The sequence below is a fragment of the Streptomyces sp. XD-27 genome (assembly GCF_030553055.1).
Lineage (GTDB): Bacteria > Actinomycetota > Actinomycetes > Streptomycetales > Streptomycetaceae > Streptomyces.
This window is the reverse complement of sequence record NZ_CP130713.1, coordinates 67,461-85,682: the sequence shown is the minus strand read 5'-3', so window position 1 is coordinate 85,682 and position 18,222 is coordinate 67,461. Positions and strand designations below refer to the sequence as shown.

Sequence of the window (18,222 nt, the reverse complement as noted above, 5' to 3'; positions counted from 1 at the left end):
ACGGCTAATCGGGTACGGGAACTCCAGTGCGGCAAATGAGGCCGGGCGATGGACACCCACGGCGCTGACGCGTCCCTGACGGCATGTCGCCTGCCAGCTTCCGCCCATGCGCACCACACCAACCCCCGCGGTCGCCCGAGCCTGGGACGGCAGCTACAAGGACTACCGCACCCCCCGGACTCTGCGCGTCGCCCCCGACAGCGCGACCCGTCTCCTGCGTACAGCACAGGCCAGCCGCTGTACTGCGTGCGGCAACCGCATCGAGTGGTACTGCCGGCCGGGCGACCGCACCGTCCCCCTGCGCCCCCGTGAACTCCCCGCCGCAGCCGTGCCCGCCGGCCAGCACTGGCATGTCAGCAAGGGCCTCGCCCACCCCGCTGGCGACGGCTCACCCTGGTGCCGCGTACGCCACCACGCCATCTGCCCCGCCACCGTCTCCGAGGCCCCGCCCGGACTCCTGGGCCGACTCCACCGGGCCCTGGCCATCAACACCCGCCGCCTGACCGACACCGCAACCCTCCCCAACACCACCAACCCCGCGCCCCCACCGGCCCCGGAGCCCTCCGAGCCGAGCCGGCCGGTCGTGCAGTTCCTCTACATCCGCTACCTCGCCCCCGCACCCCTGCCACAGATCCTCTGCGTAGCCCAGACCCGGGCCCGGCACCGCTGCACCCACCCCGTCCTCGACCCCGACGCCCTTCCCGGAGTCTGGACACTCCAGCCCCTCTACCCCCACGCTGCCGACGCCCAGACAGCCCTGACTGACGACCTGAACGTGGCCGTCTACGACCTGACCCGGCTGCCGTACTCCGAGCAGCTGCGCTGGCGCGCCCAACGCTGCACCACCCATGCCGCCACACCAGCAGCAGCCGACATCGCCCTCGCCGGCTGGGAACCCTTCACCCCCCACACCCACAGCACCCACGTCCACCACGACCTGCCACCCGCCACCCGCGTAAAGGAAGGCAGGCCGCAGCAGTGAACACGAACGCAGCCTCACGCCTGCTGATCTGCGGCAGTCGCCAATGGCCCTGGCCCGACACGGTCACCGCACTCCTCGACCGCGCCGCCACCCGATATGGCGACGACCTTGTCATCATCGAAGGCGCCCCCACCGGAGCCACCCGCGCCGCACACCACTGGTGTCGGGACCACGACCTGCCCTGCTGGCGCCACCGCTGCCACCCCCTCACTCGCCCCACGACCGCACCCCGAGCCCGCCGTCACTGGAGGGAAGCCGAACACCACCAGCGCATCCTCCGCGACGAAGGCCCTCGCCTCGCCCTCGTCTTCCACCACCACCTCACCCCCGGCAGCGGCAGCACCGCAGACCTCTGCCACCAGGCCATGAACGCTGGCATCCCCATCTGGCTGATCCCCACCGCTGATCCCGACCAGGGCCGCTGGCTCGCACCCCCACAGCGTCCCCAAGGCAACGCCCCACACACCCTCACCAGCGATCCGCGGCCTCACCCCGAACCATCCGTTCCGCGAACCTTGCCTTGCCCTACTGAGCACAGCGACCTTCCCGAGCTGCTCAGCCGAGACCCGGAACCTGTCCCACCGGACACCTTGGAGGACGCCACCGCCACCTCTTCCCACGACCCCGCACTACGCGCCATGGAAGAGCCTCGATGACCACCACCCGCCAGCTCGCACCGCACACCGAACACATCGAGGGCGTCGTCGACCACCTCGTCCTGGTCACCTACGACCACCACACCGTGCTGCGCCTGACCACCACCGGCCCCGCCTCCAGCGAGCAGACCGTCACCGCAGTCGGCAAGGCACTCTTCGGCGCCCAGCCGGGGGAGAGCCTGCGCCTGACCGGCACCTGGACCAAACACCCCCGCTACGGCGCACAGTTCAAGACCCACGTGTGCGAGCGGACCTGGCCCGCCACCATCCACGCCATCCGCCGCTACCTCGCCTCCGGAATGATCCACGGCATCGGCGACATCCTGGCCACCTCCATCACCGACACCTTCGGCGAGCAGACCCTGCACCTCATCGACACCGACCCCCAGCGCCTGCTCGCCATCCACGGCATCGGCCCCACCCGCCTGGAACGCATCACCAAAGCCTGGAAAACCCAGAAGTCCATCGCCGACATCATGGTCTTCCTCCAGGGCCTGAACCTCTCCGCCCACCTCGCCGTGAAGATCTATCAGGCCTACGCCGGCACCGACCAGAACCCGATGCAAGCCGTACGCGACGCCCCCTACCAGCTGTGCCGGGACGTCCACGGCATCGGCTTCGAAACTGCCGACCGCATCGCCCTCGCCACCGGAATCCCCAAACACAGCGACCAGCGCCTGCAGGCCGCCCTCCTGCACACCCTCACCCAAGCCCGCACCCGAGGCGACTGCCACCTTCCCGAGCGCGTCCTGCTCGCCCGCACCCGCCACCTGCTGACCGACAACGACCCCGCCACCGCCGACATCCTCGACGACACCATCCTGCGCCAGGCCCTCGATACGCTCCGCTCCCGCAGCGAGACGATCGTGGAGGAACTGCCCGTTCCCGCCGCCGAGGACGGCGAGGCCTTCCACTCCGTCACCGCAGTCAGCCTCACCGCGATGCACCGGGCCGAAGCAGGCCTCGCCCGGGACATCCTCCGCCTGCACCACGCCCCATCCCGCCTGGCCGGCCGCACAGACAGGACCGCCGCGCTCACACGCGATGCGGCCAGCACGCTCACCTCATGCCAGAAACAGGCTGTCCTGACCGCTCTCACCCACACGCTGTCAGTGCTGACCGGCGGCCCGGGCTGCGGCAAGACCCACACCCTGCGCACCCTCGTCGACCTGGCCACCGCAGCCGGAGCCACGGTCGCACTAGCCGCACCCACCGGCAAAGCCGCCCACCGCCTGGAGGAAACCACCGGCCAGAGAGCCATGACCGTGCACCGCCTGATCCGCCCCCACACCAGCGACTCACTCTTCGACCACGACAGCCCGCTCGCCACCGCCGACCTCATCGTCATCGACGAAGCCTCCATGCTCGACGTCCAGCTCGCCGCCCAGCTCACCGCAGCCATCCCCAGCGGATGCCACCTGCTCCTCGTCGGCGACACCGACCAACTGCCCAGCGTCGGCCCCGGCCGCGTCCTGCACGACCTCCTGGCCGTCCCCGAGATCCCCCGCACCCGCCTCACCGAAGTCTTCCGCCAGGACGACGGCAGCAGCGCGATCGTCGACAACGCCCACCGCATCCTGCGCGGCCTCACACCCCAGCCCGCCCCCGGAGTCTTCGGTTGCCGCCCCCTCTACACACCCGGTGACATCGCCGACTACGTCGTGGATCTCGTCGCCTCGCACATCCCACGCCACTTCGCCACCACATGCGAAGGCATCCAGGTCCTGTGCCCCTCACGCCGCCACGCCGCCGGCACCCTCGACCTCAACATCCGCCTCCAGCAGCGCCTCAACCCGCCCGCCCCGGAAAAGCCCGAACACCGCCACGGAGGACACGTCTTCCGACTGGGCGACCGCGTTCTGCAGATCCGTAACCGGCCCGACCGCGGAAGCAACGGCGTCTTCAACGGCGCCACCGGCACCATCACCGCCCTCGACCCCGACAACCACCATCTCACCGTCACCCTCCACGACGGCGAACCTGTCCTCTACCCCTTCACCGACCTCGACGACCTCCTCCACGCCTATGCCCTGACCGTCCACCGCTCCCAAGGCAGCGAATACCCCTACGTCGTCATCCCCCTTACCACCTCGGCCACCCAGCTCCTCCAGCGCAACCTGCTCTACACCGCCGTCACCCGCGCCCGCCGCGGTGTCATGCTCATCGGCCAGCCCGAAGCCGTCCACCGCGCCCTGGCCAACACCCACACCAAACGCCGCCACACCGCCCTCGAACACCGCATCACCCGGCGCACCGTGGCCATGCCACACGCACGTCACAACACCCATGCCGGACAACTCGCCTGGGATTAGCGGAGGTTGCCGAGAGGCATGGGGCTGGGGAAGAAGCACCAGAAACAACACGAGCTGAGCTGACACGGTCGGCACGGACTGATCGGGCTGCCGCTCACCAGTACTGAGCGCCGGGTTCAGGAACAGGACCGTCTCGATATGGCGCGCTTCTGCCGCACGCCTTCGCTGCCACACCGTCCCACCGGTTAATCGCCGCTGCCCTTCGCCACGATCGTTCCTTGTCCCGCACCCGGCCGCGGTGCCGACGACCGCGGCACCCGCTCGGCCCGGTGATGCCGGCGCTTCGTATGATCGCAATGCGGGGAACCGGAAGCCGACCACCTTCGGAGGCAAACAACCATGTCAGAACAGCGTGTTGTCCTGGTGACGGGCGGGGGACGGGAATCGGGGCCGCCACCGCCCGGCTGTTGCGCACCGCCGGGCACCAGGTCGTGATTTCCGGGCGGCGGCCCGAGCCGCTGCACCGGGTGGCCGAGGAGACCGGAGCGCTGGCCCACCCTTCCGACGGAGCCGACCCCGAGGCCGTGCGCGAGCTCGTCGAAACGACGGTGGCGACCTACGGGAGACTCGACGGTGTGGTGCTCAACGCCGGAATCGGGCGGCCCGGCGCGGTCGGCGACATCGCGGTCGAGGACTGGGAAGAGCTGATACGGACCAACCTCACCGGCCCGTTCCTGCTGCTGCGTGCCGCGCTGCCGCATCTGCTGGCGGCCCGCGGGGCGGTGGTCGCGGTCGCCTCGGTCGCCGCGCTCCGCAACAGCGTCGGCAACGCCGGCTACGCGACGTCCAAGGCGGGTCTGCTCCACCTCTGCCGTTCCCTCGCCGTCGACTACGGGCCGCAGGGGCTGCGGGCCAACGCGGTGTGCCCGGGTTGGGTGCGTACGGAGATGGCCGACCGGCGGATGGCGCGGTTCGCGGCGGAGGCGGGGCTGGCGGGCGGCGCCGAGGCGGGGTACGAGGAGGCGACCCGGCTGTCTCCCGCAGGGCGGCCGGGTGAGCCGGAGGAGGTCGCCGAGGCGATCGACTGGCTGCTGTCGCCCGCCGCGTCCTACGTCAACGGGGCCGTCCTCACCGTCGACGGCGGGGTGACCACATCCAGCGTCAGCGGTGTCGCCTTCGACTACCGGATCGAGGCGCGCACCCCGCGCCTGTAACGGATTCCGGACAGGCCCGTTCCACAGGGCCGGCGGGGCGTGGCCCCAGGACAGGGCCAGGGCCCCAAGAGGCTGGGCCGGGACGGAGCCCCAGCGGCAGCCGTGCTCGCCGCCGGGGATTTCGATGCCGGCGGCATGGCCTCCCATGGTCAACGGCTTCTTGGGGCGCCCCGCTTGTGAGACCGGGGGAGATGCTCCGGTGATGACCTGCGTCATGCCGCCCCACCACGACATGTCGGGCGCGACGGCGTCGAAACGTACGCCGCACCAGGGCAGGAGCCGCTTTCCGCTTGCCCGGACGGGCCATGGAACGGCGTCGGCGAGGCGGCGTGCGGCCCTGCAGGCCGAGTTCGGCCACGATGTCGGCGACGGTGTTCGGCGACACCTGCCAGCCCTCCTCGCACAAGTCCAGCGTGATCCTCGGTGAGCCGTACGTCCGGCCCGAGTAGTCGAAGAAACAGCGGACCCTCTCGGCCCAGGCCGAACCGCCTGATCTCGCGTTGCGTCGGCTGGAGCGGGCGGCGCCGCCACGTGTAGAACCAGGCTTCCCACACCCCGAACGCCCGGCAGTAGGTGCGGTACGGAACACGGTGCACGGTCTTCTGGTCGCTGATCACCCCGACGAGAGCCGCCGGGTCCGCCCCAGCTACTCCACCCAGTGGATCAGGCGACGTTTGGGTACGTCACGCTCCATGGCCAGCTCTTTGTTGTCCTTTCAGCTGGGCGTTCTTCCGTCGCAACCGCGCGAGCTCCCCGCTTTCGCTGGCCGCCTCCGCCCCCGCTGGCCCTGTGGGCGCGGGACACGAAGCTGGCCAGCGTTCTGCCGTTGATCCCCAGGTCCTTCGCGACCTGCGCGGTAGGCTTGCCGGTCTTGGCTGAGAATCCGCACGGCCCCCTCACGGAACTCCGCGTCAAACTTCCGACGGGCCGGGCGCCCCCCCTTGCCCGCCATGATTCCCGTAGTCGCTCCAGTGATCAAGATAGTGGTCACGAATATTCACTTCCTGTCGGAAGTGTTCGGATGGATCGCGAAGTTCCTGGCTGGGGCCGAAGCGTAAGCTCGCGCCATGTCCAGGAGGAATGCCTTCTCGTTATCGAGGTCGCCTTTACCGAAGTTGACGAGACTGCCGACGGACTGCTGCTGAGGCAGGCCGGCGAGCTTGGCGCTGCGTGCCCCTGTCATTACACACGCGAGCACTGTCGCATCGGCTTTGGCCTGAGCGACACCCGCAGCGGCCACATGGCGGCGCGCGCGAGCCCACGTACCAGCGGTCGCATAGTCGTTGAGGACGAGAATGGCATCCCGGGTCTCGATGATTTTGCGGTAGGCCAGCAGCTGCCACGATGCCTGCGGCCACACGATCTCGAGTAGTCGGTGGCGGGGTTTGAGAAACGCGATGTGCGGCACGGCCTGTACCAGGTCGCGCCACAGCGGCCACAGGTGCCAGATGGTGCAGATCTCCGTTGCGGCGCCCCGCATGGCCCAGAGCGAGGGCAACAGGAGGGCGACCGCGCGTAGCAGACCGTACAAGTCCATGACGTACGGGAGGTACGGCAGCAGCCGATCGGTGTGGAATAGCAGGCTGATGAGCTGGCAGGACCAGAATAGGAAGGTGAGCGCGTTGCCGATTCCAAACGTCCGTAAGCTTGCTCTGAGGATGGGGTTGGCCGTGCGTCTGCTGTACTGGTGGCACAGGGTAACGCATGAGATGTCTGCGGTGAGATGGACCAGAACTAAGACGAGCCAATAGGCAGTGGAAGGAGTCGGCGCACCGTGGCCCGTTACGGCGTGTTCCTGGTGTGGTGGGGCCAAGAAATCCAGGACCAGCAGGGAGGCCATAGCCAGGCCCGTCACGTAGCACACGCTCAGACGTAAGCGGCTGCCGACGACCGCCGAGACGAAGTACAGCACTGCACCCGACGCGAGCACTCCGATCAGGTTCCGTGGCAGGGCAATGGTATGGACCCCTCCAGTGGCCTGGAGAGCGAGCTGGGTCGCGGCGGGGAGCGTGAGCATCATGGCCACCGCAGCGGTAGCCACGGCCAACCACAGTCCGCGCTGCTCAGGGGTGCGTAGTGCGATGGAGGCGCGTAGGGCCAGAACGAGCCATAGGCAGCCCACACAGATGTAGTTGAACCAGTTTAGTAAGCTGGATATTTCAGCGTTCATCTGCGGCACGCGCCCCCAACGCAGCTTCCAGTCGGCCCAGCACGCTGTGCTGCGTTCTGGCGGCGGTCGGTGAAGCGCGGATGCGCAGCAGACTGGCAAGCAGCTCCGCTTCCTGTTCCTGGCGGTTGGTGTAACTGGTGCGGCCGAGCAGCCGTTGTACCAACTGCGGGCTCAGGTCGGGGAGAAGGGCCTGAGCAGCCTCGCCGCGGCTCAGGTCCGCGCCGCGGTGGTCAAACAGCATGTGCCCGATCTCGTGCAGCAGGATGTGCTCCTGGTGCACGCGGCTGGTGCGCTGCTCGAAAAAGATGTGGTCGTCGGTCTCGGTGGCGAGCCACATGCCGCAGATGTTGTTCCGGGCGGCCTGTCGCGGCAGCGGATGCAGATGCAACGGACGTCTCCGCTGGGCGGACAGTTCCTGGCACAAAGCGTCGATGGCAAAGGGGCGTGGCACACTGAGTTTGTCCAGAACCGACTGACAACGCTGATGTAATCGAGCGTACTTTTTCGGCATGCGTCTCCAATAGCCTGCTGCAGAGAAGATTAGTTGCTTTCGGGCCGCGTGCGAGGCGGTATGCCAGTGGCGCAACAATGGAACCGGCCCACCCGGGTATTCCGATGAGAAAGCTTCCTCAGTCATGGGATCCGGCTGCGGGGGATTCGGGTGGTTCATCGCCGAGAGGTTTTGCAGTTTGCGAGCCTCGTCGACCATAGTGAGTAGGGCGTCCAGGCTGGCAGGTGAGAGTCCTTCGGCGCGCAGCGCCAGACTGCGGATCTTGGTGTCGCGCAGTGCGGTGGCCAGCATTAGCTGGGCATTGACCCGTTCCGATACCTCCTCGTTGAGGAAATATTCGGGTGGTACACCGAAGAACTGCGCTAGAAGGTCCAGCTGTTCCAGCGTGAGGTTGCGTTTCTTTCCGGTGGCCAGTTCCCAGAGGTAGGTGGCGGAGATGGTGCCTCCGGTCGTCTCGCTGATTTCCTTGGCGAGCCGTGCGTAACCGGGACGTGTGCGTTTGTCGGGATAGAGTGTCTCGATCAGCTTGTTGAGGCGCTGCTCGAGTTGCAGGAGCAGCGGACGGTCTTCCTTGCTGCGTGCCGATTCGTTACTGCGCATCTCTTGCCCTTCCCAGCAGAGGTCTCCCAACGGAGGCAGGAGCCAACCCGGCGTCTGTCAGGAGGGAGAAAGTCTAGTCAGTCCAATGACGTTGCCCCAAGGGAACTACTCTGGCGCATTGGTCACCTCCCGGCGGGGGTGTGCGGCCGCCGTGGTAGTGGTGTGGGCAGACGTCAGAGCCAGCAGGCAGGAGGCTGACAGGACGGCCAGAAACGCTTGGTAGAGCGCCACCAGCCATAGCGAGCCGTGCCCCGCCGCGACCAGGGCCTGGGCCAGGGCCGGCGCCGTGCCCCCGAACACCACACCGGCCAACTGCTGGGCTAAGGAGATCGCGGTGTAGCGCACCTGGGCCGGGAAGGCATCGACGAGCAGGGCGGCGACCACTGCGTAGACCACGGCGCTGGCGGACTCCAGCGCACACACCCCCAGCGCGATCCGAACCAGCGAACCGCTCCCCAAGGCTAGGACGGTGAGCGGAACCGCGAGCAAGTACAGAGCCAGCCCCAGGGCACAGATCCGTGCAACCCCCAAGCGTTGCGCGGCTATCGCAGCGACGGGCTGGACCAGGAATCGGGCGACAGCCGCGCATAGCACCACGCCCAGCACCATCTCCCGGGGAAAGCCGATGTGCAGGGTCGCCCAGGAGAGCGCGAAGGTGCCGGCCAGATACGTTCCGGCAACCGGGACGGCGCAAGCCCCGACGCACATTGCTATCTTCGGGAAATGCCGCTGCAAGGTGTCGCGCACCGGGGCGGCCGCCACCCGCTCCTGCGCCGACAATCTCTCGAACTCCGGGGATTCGGGCACCTTCAGCCGTATGACCAGGCCGACGGCCATGAGGACGATGGAGAGCAGGAAGGGGACCCGCCAACCCCAGGCCAGGAACTCGCCATCGCCCAGTCGCGAGAACGGGAGGAAGACCGCGCTGGTCAGAATTGAGGCCAGCGGGGTCCCTTGCTGCACCATGGCCGTCAGGATCACCCGGCGTCCCTGCGGCGCATGCTCACCGGCCAGCAGCACCGCACCGCCCCATTCGCCGCCCACTGCAATCCCTTGGACAAGCCGCAGGATGCACAGCAGCACTGGAGCGGTGATCCCGGCCTCCTCGTAACGAGGCAGCAGTCCGATGCCTGTGGTAGCCACCCCCATCAGGACAAGTGTCGCCACCAGACTGCGTTTTCGTCCAAGCCGGTCCCCGAAATGGCCGAATAGTGCTGCACCAACAGGGCGGCCCAGAAAGCCAACCCAGAACGTCGCGAACGATGCCAGCAGACCGGTGGCCTGCTCCGCTCCTGGAAAGAACAACTTTGGGAAGACCAGGCTGGATGCGGTGGAGAAGACGAAGAAGTCGTACCACTCGACCGTGGTTCCCACCAGACCGGCGAGTCCCGCCTTGTAGGCAGGGGACAGCCAGGGTCGTCCAGTAGGCGTGCGGGAGGCCAAAATATCACGCTCCAAGAGGTCACTGTAAGGGACGGGTCGTTCATAAAGGGAGCAAACTAATCAGCAGCATTGCCCTTCCCCTCGTAGCGTGGAGTCCATGACCAGAGGGGTAGTTGAGGATCATGGCGGAGAAGCGGCGGAAGTTCGAACCCGAGTTCCGTGAGGGCGCGCTCCGGATCGTGGCAGAGACCGGGAGACCGGTCGCCGAGGTAGCAAAGGACCTGGGGATCAACGAGACGACGCTGGCCAGCTGGATCTCGCGGTCGAAGAGGACGGGGGCAGCCCTGCAGGGTCAGGCCGACTCAGCGGTTCGGAGCGCGAGGAGCTGGAGCGGCTGCGGCGGCAGGATGCGCACAAGACCAAGCGCATCCGGGAGCTGGAGATGGAGCGTGATGTGCTCAAACGCTGCATGGTCCTGTGGGTGAAGCAGCTGTGGCGGACCCGGCCGCGGTGGTCGGGGTGATCGGCGGCAACAGGACCAGGTACGGCATCCCGCACATCGTCTCCTGCCGCGCACTGGGCGTGAGTGAGTCATGGTTCTACAAGTGGCGCGACAGGTCCCCGACCGTTCGGGAAACCCGCCGTCGTCGGCTGAGGAGGAGATCCGGCGGATCTTCGAGACGTCAGGTGGCACCTACGGGTCGCCGAGGGTCTTCGTCGAGCTGGTCCGGGCGGAGTGGAGGGTGTCGGTCAACACGGTCGCGCAGGTGATGGCGGAACTGGGCCTGGTGGCCCGGGTGGTGCGGCGGCGCCGCGGCCTGACTCGCCCGGGGAAACGGGCAGCGGCACCCGACCGTGTGCGGCGGGACTTCACCGCCCCGGCACCCGATCTCGTCTGGGCCGGTGATATGACCGAGATCGCTACGGACGAGGGCCGGCTCTACCTGGCCACGGTCATCGACCTGTACTCCCGACGCCTGCTCGGATACGCCATAGGCGCGCATCATGACGCGGACCTGGTGGTCGCCGCACTGCGGGTCGGATCCTGCTTCGACAACGCGGTCAGCGAGGCGTTCAACAGCGTGCTCAGGGTCGAGTACGTCCACCGCCACCATTTCAGCACCCGGGCCGAGGCCCGCATCCAGATCGCCTCCTGGATCGTCGGCTTCTACAACTCCCGGCGGCTGCACAGCATGTGCGGATTCAAGAGTCCGATCGACTACGAGCACGAGTACTTGGCCAACCCCACGATGGGGCTGGCTGCATAGGAAGGACTCCAAATCAAGGGGATTGACAGCATGCGGACGTGGCCACCGCTGCAACAGAGCGGCCATAGCACCTGACACGATACGAGCTGTCTTTTTCAGCGGATGACTTGACGGTGTGTCGTCCGCTCTGTAGCGTCCGGGGGTGTCTCGGGCTGCACAACCTGTGTATTGCACTCGTTGCCACACCGTGCGCAGGATGCGGGAGCCCCGACGTGTCGGAACACGGTGCACCAGACATTACGATGCACTGTCGATTGCTTGTCTGGCTGAGGGGGCTGGGGTGGCCAAACTGCGCTGCGGCTCATCGAGCACCTCGCAGTGAACGCATCGATGGTGCGAATTACCTTGGCGCCAAGACGTGCGGACGGCTGCACGGCGGCGCTGCCATACAAGGTTCGCCGACACGGCCCTGCCTCCCATGCCATCACGCGCCGCCGCGCCCCTCTCCATCAGGAGGCTGAGATGACGTAAGTCTCGTGGGCGGCGCCCCTTCATGGGCCTTCGATGCCGCCCCGGTTTTCCTTCGCGGAGAAAATTTTGAGCCTGCACCTTCAACACCGATCAGGTAAGTAGTGGCAACGATGAGTTCTGTACCACACCGCAACGTTGAAGAAGAAGAGATTCGAATGGGAGAGTTTAGGTGGATCCGACGAGCGTTAACATAGTCGCTCTCCCTGTCGTCGAAATCGAGTTGTCCCGGCTGTCTTCCGTATCCTCGCCTCGAACCTCAGGTGAGGATCCGGAGCACGTCGAGACACTGTTAGCGGTAGAGGGAAAGCTTCCGCCTATTCTCGTTCACCGACCAACGATGCGGGTGGTTGATGGCCTGCACCGGTTGAAGGCGGCGCGACTCAGAGGCGATACAAAAATCGTGGCAAGGTTCGTCGATGGCACTGAATCGGACGCCTTCGTCCTAGCCGTCGAGGCGAACATACGGCATGGTTTGCCGCTCTCGCTCGCTGATCGCAAGCGTGCGGCCGTCCACATCATCGGGACGCATCCGCAGTGGTCCGATCGGCGGGTGGCCTCGGCGACCGGCCTCTCTGCCGGCACGGTGGCCGACCTGCGCAGGCGCAGCGGAGACAGCGGAACCGAGGCAAGGATCGGGCGGGATGGGCGCATCCGTCCAGCCGACGGTTCGGGGCGGAGGAGACTCGCTGCCGAGCTCATCCGCAGTGATCCATGCCTGTCGCTCCGGCAGGTCGCCAAGCAGGTCGGCATCTCCCCGGAGACGGTCCGGGATGTGCGAGGTCGGCTGGAGCGTGGTGAGAGCCCGGTCCGGGACAGGAGCATGAGGTTACGGGCCGAGCCGCATCCACTGCATCGCACGGAGCCGGACTTCGGCCGCACTGTGGGTCGAGATCGTCTCGCGATGCTGGAGCGCCTCAAGGCCGATCCGGCGTTGCGGCTGAGCGAGACTGGCCGAATCCTGTTGCGAATGCTCATCATGCACTCTATCGACGGGCAGCAGTGGGAAAGGATCTTGCATCGCATCCCGCCGCATTTGTACAGCGTGGTCGCCGAGTTCGCCAGAGAGCACGCTCGGGTCTGGACTGGATTCGCGGATTGCCTGGAGAACCGGGTGACCAGTTTGGCCGCAGAATGATCGCGTTCGGCGGCGTTCTGCCGCAGGCGGCACCTCTCAACATGCGGCCAGCTCAGGCGCGCAGGCGCCCAGCCCCTACTCGCTGGAAGCCTTGACGAACACCGCGTCTCCCGGCGCGATCAGCTCGGTGGCCACCCTGACAGCCCCGGCCACGTCCTCGACCGTGTGTACCGCGACCTCCGCGTTGGACGCCTCCTGTGCCATGGCCCGTGGATCGCCTTCGCCGACTGCGATCAGCACGTTGATGCCGAGTTCGGCCACCAGTCGACCCACTTGCTCGTGCAGGGACCGCGACGTCGGCCTGCTGCCCGTACCGCGATAGTGCGGCGGGAGCTGGCCAGTGCCCTGAACGCGTGCAGCCCAGCTCGCATGGATTCGGGGTTCGCGTTGTAGATGGTGACGCAGTCGGGCCGATCGATGGTCTCGAAGCGGCCTGATGAGCGGCGCTGAGCCGCGTTCAGCCCGGCGGCGATCTCGTCAATGGACAGCTCCAACGTTGGCCACCTGGTGCTCCCCGATGAGATCGAGCGCGACTCGGGCCCGGCCAACCGACCGCCGCCGCGGTCCTGATGGCGCCACCCTCGCCGGCAGGTGCCGCGGCACCGAGCGACTGGCAAGCGGGCGCCCGCCGGCGAAGGCGAGCAGCGGCTCATGCAGCGCACCGGCCACACCGCGGGAGTCCAGCAGGGCGGCGGCGTCCATGCGCCCCAGCTCGCCCAGCTCGGTGATCTGCACCAGGCCGGCCTAGCCCGGGTCTGCCTGCCACATCATGTCCGAAGGTATGCGACCGGCTATCACCACCAGCGCGCCAGTCGGCAGCACCGGCAGGAACTGCTCGCGCAGCCAGCTCTCCAGGCCCCGCACCTGCTCGAAGGTGTCGATCAGCAGCACGGCGCGCTCGTCGGCGAGCACCGCCCCGGCCTCGGCTACGAAGGCTGCGGGAGACTCCTGGAGAACCCGCCCGTCCAGCATCAGTACGTTGCGATCCGCTTCCGCGGCCCGCTGGGCGAAGCGTTCCAGCAGCGCCGACTTGCCGACACCGCCGGGGCCATGGACGAACAGCACCCGGGCCCCGGTGCCCAGCGCCTCCTCGAAGACGGCCAGCTCTTCCTTTCGTCCGACGAAGGTACGTCGCCTCGCGGCCTGGAGACGCGCTTCCAGGCGCCCGGCATGCTGCCCCTCGTCAACGAACTTGCAGAGCATCGCGGATCTCCTGGGTCCTCGGTGGCAGGTCGGCCTCCGGCCGGTACTCGAAGTGCCACCACTCGTTGTCGTAGATGCGGTAGAGGTCGTAGCGGGCACCGTGTTCCTCGAGCCAGCGCGCGCCTTCGAACGGGCGCACATCCAGCGCGGTGCCCCTGACGTGCCGGGATTCCGCCGGTGGCAGCACGAACATCCGGGCCGCGGCCGGTGAGCCGACGCGGCGCACCTCCTCGTCGAACAGCCGCTGCTGGACGAGGGGGTCGCGGTACCCCGACGTCAGGCCGAGGAGCTGCCCGTGACGCCAGAGCGCCTCAGCGCGTGCGGCGGTGAACGCCGCCCTGGCACCGTCGGTGAGCCCGCTGAGATCCTCGGCGGGAAAGCGGATCCCCAGAGCCCAGCCACAGGCCAGTTCACGGGCGCGGCCGGGGTCGCGGACGAACGCCACGGGGAGCAGGAGTACGGCGAGCACCACCGCAAGTACGGCGAACAGCCGATCACGGGGCCGAGGTGGGATAACGTGTGGCTCGTTCATGCCTCCAGTCAAGGGGGCACGATGTTGCCAGCCCGTATCCGGTTTTCCATATACCGACGATATGCACCGGCTCGTAACATCAGGCTATGCGTGTATTAGTCGTCGAAGACGAGCCCTACATGGCAGAGGCCATCCGCGATGGGCTGCGCCTGGAAGCGATCGCGGCTGACATCGCCGGGGACGGTGATACCGCTCTGGAGATGCTGAGTACCAATGCTTACGACATCGCCGTCCTCGACCGGGACATCCCAGGACCCACCGGTGACGAAATCACCAAACACATCGTCGCCTCCGGCAGCGGCATGCCGATTCTCATGCTGACCGCCGCCGACCGGCTCGACGACAAGGCCTCCGGGTTCGAGATCGGTGCGGATGACTACCTCACCAAGCCCTTCGAACTTCGGGAACTCGTACTCAGGCTCCGAGCACTCAACCGCAGGCGGGCCCACAGCAGGCCGCCTGTGCGGGAGATCGCGGGCTTGCGTGTGGATCCGTTCCGCCGCGAGGTCTACCGCGAGGGCCGCTACATTGCGCTGACCAGGAAGCAGTTCGCCGTCCTTGAGGTCCTCGTCGCCGCTGAGGGCGGTGCCGTCAGCGCGGAGGAGCTGCTTGAGCGAGCGTGGGATGAGAACGCCGATCCGTTCACCAACGCCGTGCGCATCACGGTATCGGCCCTGCGCAAACGCCTCGGTGAGCCCTGGCTGATCGCCACCGTGCCCGGGGTCGGCTACCGCATCGACGCAGGACCTGACGACGATGACCGGGGGGCGGTGCGTGGATAGGCGTCAAGGGTTGAGCGTCCGCCTCAAGTTCACCCTCAGCTACGCCGGGTTCCTCGTGATCGCGGGCACCTTGCTGCTCGCCGCCGCGTGGGTGTTCCTTCTGCGGGGCAGGTCGAACAGCCTGGACGTCCCCGATCGCTCCGACTTCCTGCGCGTCTTCGACCCGAGCAATTTCGGCCCGGTCGTCTTCGTCCCGGCGGGAATCCTGGCACTGGCGTTCCTGCTGGTGTTCGGTCTCGTGGGCGGGTGGATCCTGGCCGGCCGGATGCTCGCCCCGCTGATACGCATCACCGACGCCACGCGCAGGGTGGCGAACGGACCGCTCTCCTACCGGATCCGCCTGTCGGGCCGCCGGGACGAGTTCCGCGAACTCGCCGACTCCTTCGACGCCATGCTCGCGCAGCTCGAAGCCCACGTCGCCGAACAGCAGCGATTCGCGGCCAATGCCTCGCACGAACTGCGTACCCCGCTGGCGGTCACGCAGGCGCTTCTCGAGGTGGCCCGCAACGATCCTGACTACGAGATGTGCGAGCTTGTCGAGCGCCTCCGCGTGGTCAACGCCCGGGCCATCGACCTCACTGAAGCACTGCTCCTGCTCAGCCGCGCCAACCAGCAGTCATTCGCCAGGGAACCCGTCGACCTGTCCCTCCTGGCGGAAGAAGCCACGGAAACGCTCCTCCCCTTGGCGGAGAAGCAGGGCGTCACCATCGAAACCTCCGGCGACGTGGGCACCACCATCGGCTCACCCGCGCTGCTGCTACAGATGACCACGAACCTTCTGCACAACGCGATCGGCCACAACCTGCCCGAAAAGGGCGTCGTATGGGTGAATACCAGCGTCCGCCCCCACACGGTCGTGCTCACGGTCGAGAACACCGGCGAGAAGCTCACCCCACAGCTGGTCGCGACCCTCACCGAGCCGTTCCAGCGCGGCACCGAACGCATCCACAGCAGCCACGCGGGTGTCGGCCTCGGCCTGGCGATCGTCAAGACCATCACCCAGGCACACGACGGAACCCTCACCCTCACCCCGCGCCCCGCCGGCGGGCTCCGCGTCACGGTGCAGCTGCCCGCCGCGCCAGGGCACACACGGACAGAGGGCGATCGGGCCTGACGAACCTCCCTGCCGGCCGCGGCGGAGGCGCCGTAGCGGTACCAGGCGTGTCCTGCGACCCGGCCCGGACGGTGGCGGCAAGACCCGGTCCGGACGGTGGCGGCAACGATATGCACGCCCCCGCCGTCGACCCCCCCTCACTGTGCACCGTCGCCCAGGCCGGGATCGCGGGGAACTACCGCGGCTGGTGCCCGGACGTGAGCGCGGCGGCGACCTCGTCGAGGCGCGCCCCGCGGGAGGCCTTGAGGAGCACCACATCGCCGGCGGTGATCCGGCCGCGCAGCCACTCGACGGCCTCGGCGTTGTCGGCCAGCGCCACCGCCCGCTCTCCGGCGCCGTCGGCGAGCGGCCGGGCGCCGACCGCGAGCACCACGTCGGCGCGGAAGGCGGCGTACTCCCCGATGGCGTGGTGCTGGGCCTCGCTGTCGTCGCCGAGTTCGAGCATCTCGCCGAGGACGGCGATGCGGCGCTTGCCCTCGATCGCCGCCAGCGTGTCCAGGGCGGCACGGGTCGAGTCGGGGTCGGCGTTGAAGGAGTCGTCGAGCAGCGTTGCGCCGCCGGCGAGGTCGCGTAGCTCCAAGCGCCACTTCGACAGCGCGACCGTGGGCAGCGCCGTCGCGGCCACATCGAGGGGCACTCCGGCCGCCAGGCCCGCGGCCGCGGCCGCCGACGCGTTGAGCGCCTGGTGAGTGCCCACGAGCGGCAGTGTGACCGGAGCCCAGGCGGTGGCGGTCCGCAGGGTGAAGGACGGCCGGGCGAGCCGGTCGAGGACCACGTCGAGCACGCGGACGTCGGCGCGTTCCGTCTGGCCGAACGTCAGCACCGGGCAGTCGGTGAGCGAGCGCATCGCGGCCACCCGGGGATCGTCGGCGTTCAGGACCGCGGTGCCGCCGGGTGCCAGACCCTGCACCAGCTCACCCTTGGCCTGGGCGATCGCCTCGCGCGACCCGAGATGGCTGAGGTGGGCCTGGCCGACGTTGAGGACGACACCGACGTCGGGTGCGACCAGGCCGGTGAGTTTGGTGATGTCACCGATGCGGCGGACACCCATCTCAAGGACGAGGAAACGGGTGTCCTCGGTGGCACGCAGCATGGTGAGCGGCATGCCGAGTTCGTTGTTGAGCGAGCCGGTCGTGGCGATCGTCGGCGCGGAGCTGGACAGGACGGCCGCCAGCAGGTCCTTGGTGCTGGTCTTGCCGCGGGATCCGGTCACCCCGATCACGGTCAGCCGGTCGCGCAGCTGTGCCACGACGTGGGCGGCGAGTGCCTGCAACGCGGCCGTGGCGTCCTCGACGACGACGGTCGGCAGCGCCGTGGGCCGGGAGCCGAGCACGGCCACCGCGCCGGCCCGGCCGGCCTGGTCGGCGTAGTCGTGGCCGTCGGCGTGTTCTCCGGCGAAGGCGACGAAGAGGCCGCCCGGCTCGGCCTGCCGGCTGTCGAGCACGGCCGGGGCGGTCACTGTCACGGCGTCGTCACCCGCGACCGTCCCACCGACTACTGTGGCGATCTCACCGAGGCTGAGCGGGATCATGCCTGGACCGCGCAAGGATCGGTGAAACGCGTCGACAACCGTCCGGTCGCTGTGACGGCGATCGGGGGCGGGCCGACGAGGTAGCGGACGGCAGAGGCTGGTTCGCTGGAATTCATGCCTTCCAGTCAAGGAAGCGTGGTGTTGTCAGCGCGTATGCAGTTTTCGATACGCGGACGATATGTTGCCGACCGACACCCGCGAGAGCACGGCCGTGTCCGGACGGCCGCGATGGCTCGCCCGTGGGGTCGACCGGACTCGCCGACGGTACGAGCACCAGGGCCGACAGCAGCGCCGCTGGCCTGCGGATTCGCCTCGCCGGCACCCGCTACGGGCGGGGCACTCGCCCTTGCAGCGCAAGTCGAGCATCGGCCTGCGCTGCAAGGGGTCGGCAACATATCGTCGGCGTATCAAAAAACGC

The 18,222-nt window shown here is 67.9% G+C and carries 18 protein-coding genes and 1 pseudogene; 9 read left to right on the top strand and 10 right to left on the bottom strand.

Annotation, left to right across the window (positions count from 1 at the left end):
• The first annotated feature begins 106 nt into the window (after positions 1-106).
• The 4 genes and pseudogenes from Q3Y56_RS00270 (at position 107) to Q3Y56_RS00260 (ending at position 5,104) form a co-directional block, all read left to right on the top strand.
• Positions 107-982, top strand: coding sequence for a DUF6083 domain-containing protein (locus tag Q3Y56_RS00270; RefSeq protein WP_304459994.1), 876 nt, complete (start codon positions 107-109; stop codon positions 980-982).
• On the top strand, positions 979-1,638 hold the full coding sequence (locus Q3Y56_RS33260) for an SLOG family protein (protein WP_369696691.1): 660 nt from the start codon (positions 979-981) through the stop codon (positions 1,636-1,638). The genes Q3Y56_RS00270 and Q3Y56_RS33260 overlap by 4 nt, the downstream gene beginning before the upstream one ends.
• Positions 1,635-3,950 carry an ATP-dependent RecD-like DNA helicase gene (locus Q3Y56_RS00265; protein WP_304459993.1) on the top strand — a complete coding sequence of 772 codons (2,316 nt, stop codon included), beginning with the start codon at positions 1,635-1,637 and terminating at the stop codon, positions 3,948-3,950. Before Q3Y56_RS33260 ends, Q3Y56_RS00265 begins: the two co-directional genes overlap by 4 nt.
• Positions 3,951-4,289: 339 nt before the next feature.
• Positions 4,290-5,104: pseudogene (locus Q3Y56_RS00260) on the top strand (SDR family NAD(P)-dependent oxidoreductase).
• Here Q3Y56_RS00260 and Q3Y56_RS33255 read toward each other — a convergent pair.
• The 4 genes from Q3Y56_RS33255 to Q3Y56_RS00245 form a co-directional block, all read right to left on the bottom strand.
• On the bottom strand, positions 5,052-5,693 hold the full coding sequence (locus tag Q3Y56_RS33255) for an IS3 family transposase (RefSeq protein WP_369696690.1): 642 nt from the start codon (positions 5,691-5,693) through the stop codon (positions 5,052-5,054). The pseudogene Q3Y56_RS00260 and the gene Q3Y56_RS33255 sit on opposite strands and share 53 nt — an antisense overlap.
• 408 nt (positions 5,694-6,101) lie before the next feature.
• Positions 6,102-7,274, bottom strand: a complete 1,173-nt coding sequence (locus tag Q3Y56_RS00255) for an MAB_1171c family putative transporter (RefSeq protein WP_369696838.1) — start codon at positions 7,272-7,274, stop codon at positions 6,102-6,104.
• A complete protein-coding gene (locus Q3Y56_RS00250; RefSeq protein WP_304459990.1) occupies positions 7,264-8,385 on the bottom strand; it encodes a hypothetical protein in 1,122 nt (373 codons plus the stop codon). The genes Q3Y56_RS00255 and Q3Y56_RS00250 overlap by 11 nt, the downstream gene beginning before the upstream one ends.
• A 105-nt stretch (positions 8,386-8,490) precedes the next feature.
• Positions 8,491-9,843 (bottom strand): MFS transporter, encoded by a 1,353-nt coding sequence (locus Q3Y56_RS00245; RefSeq protein ID WP_304459989.1) that lies wholly within the window; start codon positions 9,841-9,843, stop codon positions 8,491-8,493.
• A 107-nt stretch (positions 9,844-9,950) separates the two neighbouring features.
• On the opposite strand from Q3Y56_RS00245, the gene Q3Y56_RS00240 reads away from it, so the two are divergent.
• The 3 genes from Q3Y56_RS00240 (at position 9,951) to Q3Y56_RS00230 (ending at position 12,642) form a co-directional block, all read left to right on the top strand.
• Positions 9,951-10,253, top strand: coding sequence for a transposase (locus tag Q3Y56_RS00240; RefSeq protein ID WP_304459988.1), 303 nt, complete (start codon positions 9,951-9,953; stop codon positions 10,251-10,253).
• A gap of 120 nt (positions 10,254-10,373) precedes the next feature.
• Positions 10,374-11,036 carry an IS3 family transposase gene (locus Q3Y56_RS00235; RefSeq protein WP_304459987.1) on the top strand — a complete coding sequence of 221 codons (663 nt, stop codon included), beginning with the start codon at positions 10,374-10,376 and terminating at the stop codon, positions 11,034-11,036.
• 808 nt (positions 11,037-11,844) lie between these two features.
• Positions 11,845-12,642 carry a hypothetical protein gene (locus tag Q3Y56_RS00230; protein WP_369696689.1) on the top strand — a complete coding sequence of 266 codons (798 nt, stop codon included), beginning with the start codon at positions 11,845-11,847 and terminating at the stop codon, positions 12,640-12,642.
• A gap of 75 nt (positions 12,643-12,717) precedes the next feature.
• On the opposite strand, the gene Q3Y56_RS00225 is transcribed toward Q3Y56_RS00230, so the two are convergent.
• From Q3Y56_RS00225 to vanY-N, 5 genes are read right to left on the bottom strand one after another with little or no spacing between them, the layout of a single operon-like run.
• Positions 12,718-12,903, bottom strand: coding sequence for a hypothetical protein (locus tag Q3Y56_RS00225; RefSeq protein WP_304459985.1), 186 nt, complete (start codon positions 12,901-12,903; stop codon positions 12,718-12,720).
• Entirely contained in the window at positions 12,876-13,136 is a 261-nt protein-coding gene (locus Q3Y56_RS33250; RefSeq protein ID WP_369696688.1) for a glutamate ligase domain-containing protein, read from the bottom strand. The genes Q3Y56_RS00225 and Q3Y56_RS33250 overlap by 28 nt, the downstream gene beginning before the upstream one ends.
• On the bottom strand, positions 13,120-13,377 hold the full coding sequence (locus Q3Y56_RS00220) for a hypothetical protein (RefSeq protein WP_304459984.1): 258 nt from the start codon (positions 13,375-13,377) through the stop codon (positions 13,120-13,122). Before Q3Y56_RS00220 ends, Q3Y56_RS33250 begins: the two co-directional genes overlap by 17 nt.
• A 9-nt stretch (positions 13,378-13,386) precedes the next feature.
• The gene (locus tag Q3Y56_RS00215; RefSeq protein WP_304459983.1) at positions 13,387-13,845 is read right to left on the bottom strand and encodes an AAA family ATPase; all 459 of its coding nucleotides are present in this window, start codon (positions 13,843-13,845) and stop codon (positions 13,387-13,389) included.
• The gene (gene vanY-N / locus Q3Y56_RS00210; protein ID WP_304459982.1) at positions 13,826-14,377 is read right to left on the bottom strand and encodes a D,D-peptidase/D,D-carboxypeptidase VanY-N; all 552 of its coding nucleotides are present in this window, start codon (positions 14,375-14,377) and stop codon (positions 13,826-13,828) included. Before vanY-N ends, Q3Y56_RS00215 begins: the two co-directional genes overlap by 20 nt.
• A gap of 86 nt (positions 14,378-14,463) precedes the next feature.
• Here vanY-N and Q3Y56_RS00205 point away from each other — a divergent pair, with 86 nt between their 5' ends.
• Together Q3Y56_RS00205 and Q3Y56_RS00200 are read left to right on the top strand one after the other, a co-directional pair.
• Entirely contained in the window at positions 14,464-15,159 is a 696-nt protein-coding gene (locus Q3Y56_RS00205; RefSeq protein WP_304459981.1) for a response regulator transcription factor, read from the top strand.
• Positions 15,152-16,273: a HAMP domain-containing sensor histidine kinase gene (locus Q3Y56_RS00200; protein WP_304459980.1), complete on the top strand. Its 1,122-nt coding sequence runs from the start codon at positions 15,152-15,154 to the stop codon at positions 16,271-16,273. Before Q3Y56_RS00205 ends, Q3Y56_RS00200 begins: the two co-directional genes overlap by 8 nt.
• A gap of 175 nt (positions 16,274-16,448) precedes the next feature.
• Here the strand turns inward: Q3Y56_RS00200 and murF are convergent, their stop codons facing one another.
• Positions 16,449-17,804 carry a UDP-N-acetylmuramoyl-tripeptide--D-alanyl-D-alanine ligase gene (gene murF / locus Q3Y56_RS00195; RefSeq protein WP_304459979.1) on the bottom strand — a complete coding sequence of 452 codons (1,356 nt, stop codon included), beginning with the start codon at positions 17,802-17,804 and terminating at the stop codon, positions 16,449-16,451.
• Positions 17,805-18,222: the final 418 nt, after the last annotated feature.